The sequence below is a fragment of the Pedobacter sp. 01T416_2 genome, from assembly GCF_056398925.1.
The window spans coordinates 1-8,695 of the sequence record NZ_JBFTQI010000181.1; the positions used below are offsets into that span (position 1 = coordinate 1).

Consider the following 8,695-nt stretch of genomic DNA (forward strand, 5'->3'; position numbering starts at 1 on the left):
ACCCCATATGGTACCTTTGCCGGTTTTAGCTTGTTAAGCGATGCCATTAAATCATCGGAAAGCAGAATAGTAGTTGAAAAAACCCAAAAGGTACGCGAATTGGTTGATTGGCCTTATAAGAATAATATTCAATTGCCATTGGCAGAAGTGCTGCGAAAGAACTGCCTCATATTTAGTAATAGCAGCTATTATTTAACGCCCAACAGTATCCGGTATATAGCTTGTACCGATGGTATTTTTGAACTTGCCGAGTTAGATCAAGACGATTTTGTAAAGCAAATATTGGCTGCTTGCTTAACACCGATTAGGCTTAACGATCTGGCAAAACAATTAAATTTAAATGATGCTGAAACCGAAAACCTGTTTGCTTTGCTGCAGGATATGCACGATTTACAGCTTGTTTTTACCAACTACGATCCCAATATTATAGGGGATGATTATTTTGAACGTGTAGGGCTCACTGCTACGGCTGAGTTGCCAAAATATCTTATCGCGCAGCGCACTGCTTTATCGGGTGGTATTAATGAACGTTTGCTTCAGGCTATTCCAGGTTTGATCAATATACTCCATGGTGTGATGCCCGCAAAAGATCGTGATGCCCTTAGCCAGTTTCAGATCAGGTTTAAAAAGAAATTTGAAGATCAGGAAGTACCATTATTACTGGCACTAGATCCAGAAATGGGTGTAGGCTACGATGAGCTGGAGCAAGCTGGTCAAAATAGCGAGTTTATCACACGCTTCAATACTAAGCCGCCGAAAAAAGCGGAGGCAGAAAATATTAAAACGGCATTAAAAACCTTCCTGACGGAACAAAACTTCGAAAAAGGTAAAACTGTTTATCTGAACAAACTTACCTTGATACCGAATCAGCAATTAGCAGCCTTACCTAATTCATTTAGCATGGTAATGTCTGTTCACGACGATTTGATTTTTATCGAACAGATAGGTGGAGCAACATCAAATGCATTAAGTGGAAGATTTACAATGGCAGCCGATGATGTAACACAATATGCTAAAGACATTGCGGGCGCCGAACAACAAGCAAACCCCGAGGTTTTATTTTTTGATGTGGCCTATATGGTTGAGGCGAATGTAGATAATGTAAACAGGCGAAAACTGATTTATGGGCATCAATTATCAATCTTAAATTTTGATACCTCAGCATCGCCACTTGCCTTAAATGATATACAGATTTCAATTCGGGGCACAGAGATCATCCTTCGCTCTAAGCGTTTAAATAAACGGCTCGTACCAAGAATGGCTTCTGCGTACAATTACATCCGCTCAGATCTTTCTGTATTTAGGTTACTGTGCGATTTGCAACATCAAGGCATACAAACAAATCTTTCCTTTCCACTTGATACTATTTTCCCTGATTTGGATTATTATCCAAGGTTACAATATCAAAATATAGTTTTAAGCAGTAATAAATGGAGGATTAAAAAAGAAGCCCTTTTAGGTGCCGATCAAAAGTGGCTATCTGTCGCCAACTGTAGGTCATACTTGAGTAATTTAGGTGTTAGCGAATATTTTAAAGCAGGTATATCCGATCAAACATTATGCTTTGCACTACAAAATGACGATGATATAAATGCTTTTCTGCAATACCTGCAAAAACATGGGAGTACTTACATAGAAGAAATGTTACTGCCTCAAAACAGTATCGTGGTTGATGAAGCAGCTAAACCTTATTTAGCCCAGTTTGTTTTAAGTATAGGCCATGGCGAACAGATTTATCGGGGTTTGGCTAAAACATCAGCAAATGCTGAAGTAACGCGATTTTTCCTGCCAGGTAAAGAATGGCTGTATTTCGAAATTTATTGCCACCAGCAACGCGGTGATCAGATTTTGACAGATGTAATTGCGCCTTTCATATTCACTCATACTGATCAGGTCAAATCGTGGTTTTTTATCCGTTACAATGAAAATGGAAACCACATCAGGTTTAGGATTCAGCTAAACAATCTAAGGGATGGGCAGCTGTTAACATCAAAACTTATGGATAATCTGGAATTGTTTTTAAATTCAGGTTTGGTATCTGATGTACAGATTAAGACCTATAAACGAGAGTTAGAGCGTTATGGCAGCAACATGATCGAAGATGTTGAGCAGCATTTTGCTGTAGATAGTGAATTTGTATTATCGCTTTTAGAAACTCAGACTGATGATTTCAACAAATATAAATTGTGTAGCCTTTTGATTTCAAAGATTATTGGATCTAACATTATAGATAAGTTGGCCATCAATAAAATCGTGAGAATAATGTCTGATACCTTTAATGAGGAACATCGATTAGATGCTGCCGATTTTAAACAATTAAACAATCACTACCAGGAGTTTCGTAAAACTGAATGGAGGGCGTTAACAACAGCGCAAGAGCAGGAGTTCGATAAGTTTTCAGATTCGTTCATCAAAATTCTTAAACAATGTGCTCCCGAAAATGCACTAAAGCTATTAACTGATTTAATGCATATGCACGTAAATAGACTTTTCAGCAAAGATCAGCGGACACATGAAATGGTTATGTATTATTTTCTGCTAAAAGATATCCAGCGTCAAAATGCAATGAAAGCTTAACGGTTTAACTTGGCCAAGGGGTTAACAACAGCTACATTTATTTCAGTAATATATCGGTTAAGCGGGTCTTTGTAATACCTGAATACATAATCATTGCCATAAAAATTACTCAGGCGCTTGCTAATATTGTCAATCCCTACATGATGGCTTTCTGTCTGTTTGCCCTTATTATCATTAATCATGTTTATAGTACTGATATTAAGGTTGTCATTTTGGTAAGCAATTTTAATAAGGGCCTGTTGAGTAGAGTGTGAAACATTTCCATGCTTAAATATGTTTTCTACCAAAGTTAATAAGATAAGCGGTGGAAATCTTAACCCGAACATATCGCCCGTTACCTCAAGTTCCAGATTAATTGTGTTAGCCGTTCGAAGTTTATGCAGATTGATCAGGTGTTCAATTTGCTCAATTTCTTCACTTAGCGGAACCATTTCTGATGCTTCAGGACGTTTTAGGGCATAACGCATCATTTCGGCCAGATTCATAATTGCATCTGCCGCCATAGGTGCCTTTTTGCGGGCGTCGTTATAAATAAAGTTTAAAGTATTAAATAGAAAGTGTGGATTGATCTGACTCCGCAGATAATTATTCTGCGATTGCACAAGGTCGTTCTCTAATGCCTGTTTCTCTATCTGGGTAACCAGGTTTTGGCGTTCTAATGCTTCTACTTTCTTCTGATCCTGAAATGATTTGATAATGTAAACATAGCCAGTAGCAAAACCTATAAATAATAATGCCCTGTATATACCTGATAATATAAAACTACGACCAATAAAGTCCCAATTTTCACTTTCTATTATCCCAATTTTTCCAAATAACATTACAAGTACATAACTTACAATAACATAAGCTGTTAACATGAATAATATTAGTAACGAAATTTTTAAGAACCTGAAGGCTTCATTCTTGTTATTTAACACTTTTTTTAACAAAAATGAATGAGAATAGAAAGCAGATATATTAGTGATATATATAAGCAGATAGATACCGGCCGGTCTAAATTGTTTAGAAGTGTAACCTAAAATAAATACTTCATATATGATGTAAATACTCCAGATAAGCAAATGAAGTTTATATTTTTTATATAATATTTTGAGGGTTGAAAAAGTCATTTTTTCGCTTTAAATCTATTGAAATAGGGTTTTTATCTCCTAAAATTGGGGTTTTGTGTAAAAAAGTAGTTGTGGTTAATTTTACGCTGCATCTTTACAGAAATTAATAACAACAATAAATAATTATTAAATATATAATATCATGAAAGCACAACACACTACTAAACTTGCAAAAAAAACTGTTTTTGTTTATAAAAATGTTAAAGGTCAAAACAACTTTACTACTAACACTACAGGTGACCAAAGCCACACAGTAGTAATGACTAGCTGGATTGTAGACCTTTAGTTTATTGATTTCGATTAGATTTTAACAAACTGCTCTGTACATAGGTGAAGAAAGCTTCTTTATAACCTTCGCCAATTTGGATCATCTCGTTATTTACCAAACGGATTATATTTCCATCTACTTTTTTAATTGCCGCTTTAGCAACAATGTTCGATTTATTAACACGGATAAATGCGTGGTTTTCTAAAGCCTTTTCAATTTCCTTAAGTGTAAGGTAGGTAGTGTGGGTTTCAGATTTAGTAATAATCTGTATATAATTCTGTAGTGCTTTGATGTAAAGTATTTCATCAATGGCGATGTTAGAAAAAGCATATTTATGGTCGCCTTTAATATAAAGTGCCGCTACCTGATCAGCTTCTTTCGTAGTAACTTTGGTATTATTTGCTTCCTTTTTTAAAATCCTATCAATACCTAATGCAAATTTAGCAAAGGAAATAGGTTTTAATAAGTACTGATCTGATTGTACATCAAATGCCTGCAGGGCATAATCAGGATGAGCAGTAGTGAAAATCAAATATTTTGCTTTTTCTCTGATATTTTTAGCCAGTTCCAATCCATTGATTCCTGGCATATCAATATCCATAAACAATAAATCAATTTCGTCCTCAATACTGATCTCAGTAAGTGCTTGGACAGGGCTGGTAAAAGTTTTAAAAACTGTTAAACCAGGCATTTCTCCAATGTGGTCAGTTAATACTTCAATTGCATGTTGCTCGTCGTCTATAACAACGCATTTTAGATTCATGAGTATAAATATGTTTATTTTATTTGATTTGAATGCAAGTTAAATAAAAATGAATTGAATTAACAAATGCACCAAAAAACTTATTCCAGGTTTCGTCTAAAAAAAACATAGGTTTCGTGTAATATTCTGGGTGGTTGATGTAAAAAAATTATCCGGACCCCTTCTTTTTATAATCTTTATACTGTTTGCCAAAAACAAAATAATTAGGAGTGAAAACGACTAATTGTGAAAAACATCTGCCTGCCCAATCTTGTGTAGCCTGTAGATAATAAAATTAAAAACAGGCCATACAATACTGGGTTAAAGATTTATTAAAAACCAAAAAACAAAAATACCGAAAGCAAAAGAAACATTCCCCTACATCTACCAAGCCTCCACATGAAACACAACGAATACGAGTATTTACTTAATAAAATCTACTACAAGGGGATTCTAAAAAAACAAGGAATCAACGCAGATATGTACCAGAGAATGCAAAATGAATATAGCAATCTTGATGGACAAAACCTTGTTAAGGGCCAATTAGATGGCGAATACGCATTCAGAAAATCTTTTCTGGTTGTACGTAACTACGTTCAGCAGGCGATAAAAGATGGCATGAAAAATTTTCAGTTTACCATGCGCGCTAATGATATCAATAAATTGACTTATATGATCGATATGTTGAACAGAAATTTTTTTGATAAACAAAGTTTGGATCAAATTATTATCACTGCAAACTCGGTATTTAACCAATACAATTTAAAAAACTAACTACCTATAATAGATAACATCATGGAATTGAAAGACGAAATCGGGCAGTTTGCCGTAAGAATTAAGAAAATGCTTCCACAAGTTCAATCTGAGGATTTAACTAGGAATGCGTTAGTTATGCCTTTTATCCAAATTTTAGGATTTGATCCTTCTGAGGTTCAATCTGAAGCTGTTCTAGACTTCGGGGTTAAAAAAAGTAAAAAAGTTGATTACACCATTATGAAAGATGGCGAACCAACAATTTTGGTGGAATGTAAACACCATGCTGAAAATTTAGATATCCATGATTCACGCTTATCTAAATATTTCCGTAAAACAAAAGCTAAATATGGTTTATTAACCAATGGTTTGGTATACCGCTTTTATACAGAGAAAATGGTGAGATCAAAGAAAAATCAAGAGCCATTGTTCGAATTTAAAATAACCGATACTAAAGCGGCCACAATTGCCAAAATGATCGAAGACCATAAAGATTACTTCAATGTAGATCAAAAGCAGGCACCAATAGCAAGCTAAACAATATTAATTTTAATCTAAGAGTTCCCGAAAATTCTTACCTAAAAGTCCCGATCTAATCGGGACTTTTTTTTTGAGCTTAGCTTAAAAACAAAAGGGCGAAATCTAATCGATTTCGCCCTTTAAATTATAACAGGATTTCCTGATTAAATTAATTCTACACTTCTGCTTACAAAAGCTGTTAATTCTGCACCCGTTAACATACCCTGTGCTAAAAGTGCTAARTCTACCGCTTGTTTAGCCAGGTTGCGCTGCTCTTCTCCTTCAGCTTTTAAAATTTTACTTACCAATTTATGGTTTCCATTAATGGCAACCTTATAGTTGTCTGGCATCTGGCCATAAAAGCCCATTCCGCCACCCATTGCAGCCATATCTTTCATTCTGCGCATAAATTCATCCATGGTAATGGTAACTGGTAACTCTTCAGGGTGTAAAGCCACAATTTCTACATGCATACCTGGTTTGGTAATGGCTTTTTCAAAAATAGCAGTAACTTCTTTTACCTGATCTTCGGTTAAAACATGCTCGTTCTGCTCATCTTTCTCAATTAACTTATCTGCAACACTCGAGTCAACACGTTTGATTGATGTTTTCTCTAGCTTTTGCTCCAATTGATTAATAAAGTGATTGTCGATTGGCGAATCCAATACTAAAACATCGTAATCTTTTTTATTGGCCGATTGGATAAATGCATCTTGTTTAGCAGCATCATTGGTATATAAATAAACCACTGTGCCGTTTTTATCGGTCTGTAATGCGGTTACCTTCTCCTTATACTCAGGAAGTGTGAAAAGCTCATTTTTAGTGTTTCCAACTAAAGCAAAATCTTTGGCTTTATCATAAAACTTCTCTTCACTGATCATTCCGTATTTTACAAAAAGACCAATATCTTTCCATTTATCTTCGTAAGCTTTACGGTCTTTAGCAAATAACTCTCCTAATTTATCAGCAACCTTTTTAGTAATGTAGTTGTTGATCTTTTTAACGTTGCTGTCGGCTTGTAAGAAACTACGCGATACATTTAACGGAATGTCCGGAGAGTCGATTACACCGTGCAATAACATCAAAAACTCAGGAACAATATCTTTAACCTCATCGGTAATAAATACCTGGCGAGAGTATAATTTAATTTTGTTGCGCTGCATTTCGAAATCGTTTTTCAATTTAGGGAAATACAGTACGCCTGTTAAATTAAAAGGATAATCAACATTTAAGTGGATCCAGAATAATGGTTCTTCACTAAATGGATATAATTCGCGGTAAAAGCTTAAATAATCCTCGTCTGACAAATCTGCAGGAGCTTTTGTCCAGATTGGGTTGGTGGTGTTGATAATGTTATCAACCTCAACATCGTTATACTTCGCTTTACCTTCTTCATCTACGCCATCTTCAACCGATTCTGTTTTAGTACCAAACTTAATTGGAACCGGTAAAAATTTAGCGTATTTATCAAGAATTTCCTGCAGTTTACTTTCTTCTAAAAACTCTTCCGAATCTTTGTTTACATGGAGGATAATATCGGTACCACGTGTAGTTTTAGTACCTTCAGTAATTTCAAATTCTGTACTGCCATCGCAAACCCAACGTGCGGGTTCAGCGCCATCCTGATATGATAAAGTTTGAATCTCAACTAAATCTGCAACCATAAAGGCCGAGTAGAAACCTAAACCGAATTTACCGATGATTTCATTGGCATCTTTAGCATCTTTAAATTTCTCTACAAACTCACTTGCGCCAGAAAATGCAACCTGGTTAATGTATTTTTTAATCTCTTCGGCAGTCATACCCAAACCATTATCGCTAATGGTAATGGTTTTTGCCTCTTTATCAACCGCAACTTGTACCAATGGTTGACCAACTTCGCCATTAAACTGACCTAATGAACCTAGTCTTTTAATTTTCTGGACTGCATCTACTGCGTTAGAAACCAACTCACGAAGAAAAATTTCGTTATCAGAGTATAAAAACTTCTTAATTATCGGGAAAATATTCTCGGTGTGTATGGAGATATTTCCYTTTTCTTGTATGCTCATATGTAAATAAATTGTTTAATCTATATCCTGCATAACAAGGGTTGTTCCAAAAGAATTTGTTTGCCAAAATGACAGCCGCGCGAGTCGTCATTGCAAAGCCAATATTTCAATTGGTGTTAGTCCCGCTGTACCTGCTGCCCCGATGAAAACCTGTGAAACAAGCAAGCACACTATAGCATAATAAAAAGCAGTACTTAATCGGGAGCATTCGTGCCATCAGGTTTAGATCAGGTTGTGCTGTGCCAGTCGGAGGGGTTTCCACTCATAGTGCCTATTCCATGATTCGTGTATGATTCTGTGTGGCTATCTCATGATATAGATTGTCATCCTGAGCCTGTCGAAGGAGTAGATTAAATAGCCTTAGCAGAGCGTTTCGACAAGCTCAACGTGACAGTACTAGTTGTTTTTATTGCACAGTTTAAATAATGATTTGGAAAGCAAAGCCAGTATTTCAATCAATGTTAGTCCCGCTGTACCTGCTGCCGATTGAAGGATCGGGCATTCGTGCCATCGGGTTTAGATCAGATCGGGCTGTGCCAGTAGGAGGGGTTTCCACTCATAGCGCCTATTCTATAGCTTTATTCCAATTCCGTGGTCTGTGTCCTCACAGACTACCGCTAATATTTTACCAAGCAAAGATTTTAACCATGCTTCACTTGGTAATATGATGTTG

The 8,695-nt window shown here is 35.9% G+C and carries 7 protein-coding genes; 4 read left to right on the top strand and 3 right to left on the bottom strand.

What is annotated here, in order from left to right:
- Positions 1-2,577: lantibiotic dehydratase (locus AC1DPQ_RS09900; protein WP_477609061.1), on the top strand; the 2,577-nt coding region annotated here is incomplete at its 5' end.
- Here AC1DPQ_RS09900 and AC1DPQ_RS09905 read toward each other — a convergent pair.
- Positions 2,574-3,437: a sensor histidine kinase gene (locus AC1DPQ_RS09905; protein WP_477579973.1), complete on the bottom strand. Its 864-nt coding sequence runs from the start codon at positions 3,435-3,437 to the stop codon at positions 2,574-2,576. The two genes, AC1DPQ_RS09900 and AC1DPQ_RS09905, sit on opposite strands and share 4 nt — an antisense overlap.
- A gap of 394 nt (positions 3,438-3,831) precedes the next feature.
- Between AC1DPQ_RS09905 and AC1DPQ_RS09910 the strand changes: the two genes are divergently transcribed.
- On the top strand, positions 3,832-3,975 hold the full coding sequence (locus tag AC1DPQ_RS09910) for a hypothetical protein (RefSeq protein ID WP_230144489.1): 144 nt from the start codon (positions 3,832-3,834) through the stop codon (positions 3,973-3,975).
- Between the two features lies 1 nt (position 3,976).
- On the opposite strand, the gene AC1DPQ_RS09915 is transcribed toward AC1DPQ_RS09910, so the two are convergent.
- Positions 3,977-4,720, bottom strand: coding sequence for a LytR/AlgR family response regulator transcription factor (locus AC1DPQ_RS09915; protein WP_477579975.1), 744 nt, complete (start codon positions 4,718-4,720; stop codon positions 3,977-3,979).
- Positions 4,721-5,098: 378 nt separating this feature from the next.
- Here AC1DPQ_RS09915 and AC1DPQ_RS09920 point away from each other — a divergent pair, with 378 nt between their 5' ends.
- Both AC1DPQ_RS09920 and AC1DPQ_RS09925 read left to right on the top strand, forming a co-directional pair.
- The gene (locus AC1DPQ_RS09920) at positions 5,099-5,473 is read left to right on the top strand and encodes a hypothetical protein (protein ID WP_477579977.1); all 375 of its coding nucleotides are present in this window, start codon (positions 5,099-5,101) and stop codon (positions 5,471-5,473) included.
- 21 nt (positions 5,474-5,494) lie between these two features.
- Positions 5,495-5,989, top strand: coding sequence for a type I restriction enzyme HsdR N-terminal domain-containing protein (locus AC1DPQ_RS09925; RefSeq protein WP_057933126.1), 495 nt, complete (start codon positions 5,495-5,497; stop codon positions 5,987-5,989).
- Positions 5,990-6,135: 146 nt separating this feature from the next.
- On the opposite strand, the gene htpG is transcribed toward AC1DPQ_RS09925, so the two are convergent.
- Positions 6,136-8,022, bottom strand: a complete 1,887-nt coding sequence (gene htpG, locus AC1DPQ_RS09930) for a molecular chaperone HtpG (RefSeq protein WP_477579979.1) — start codon at positions 8,020-8,022, stop codon at positions 6,136-6,138.
- Positions 8,023-8,695 lie beyond the last annotated feature (673 nt).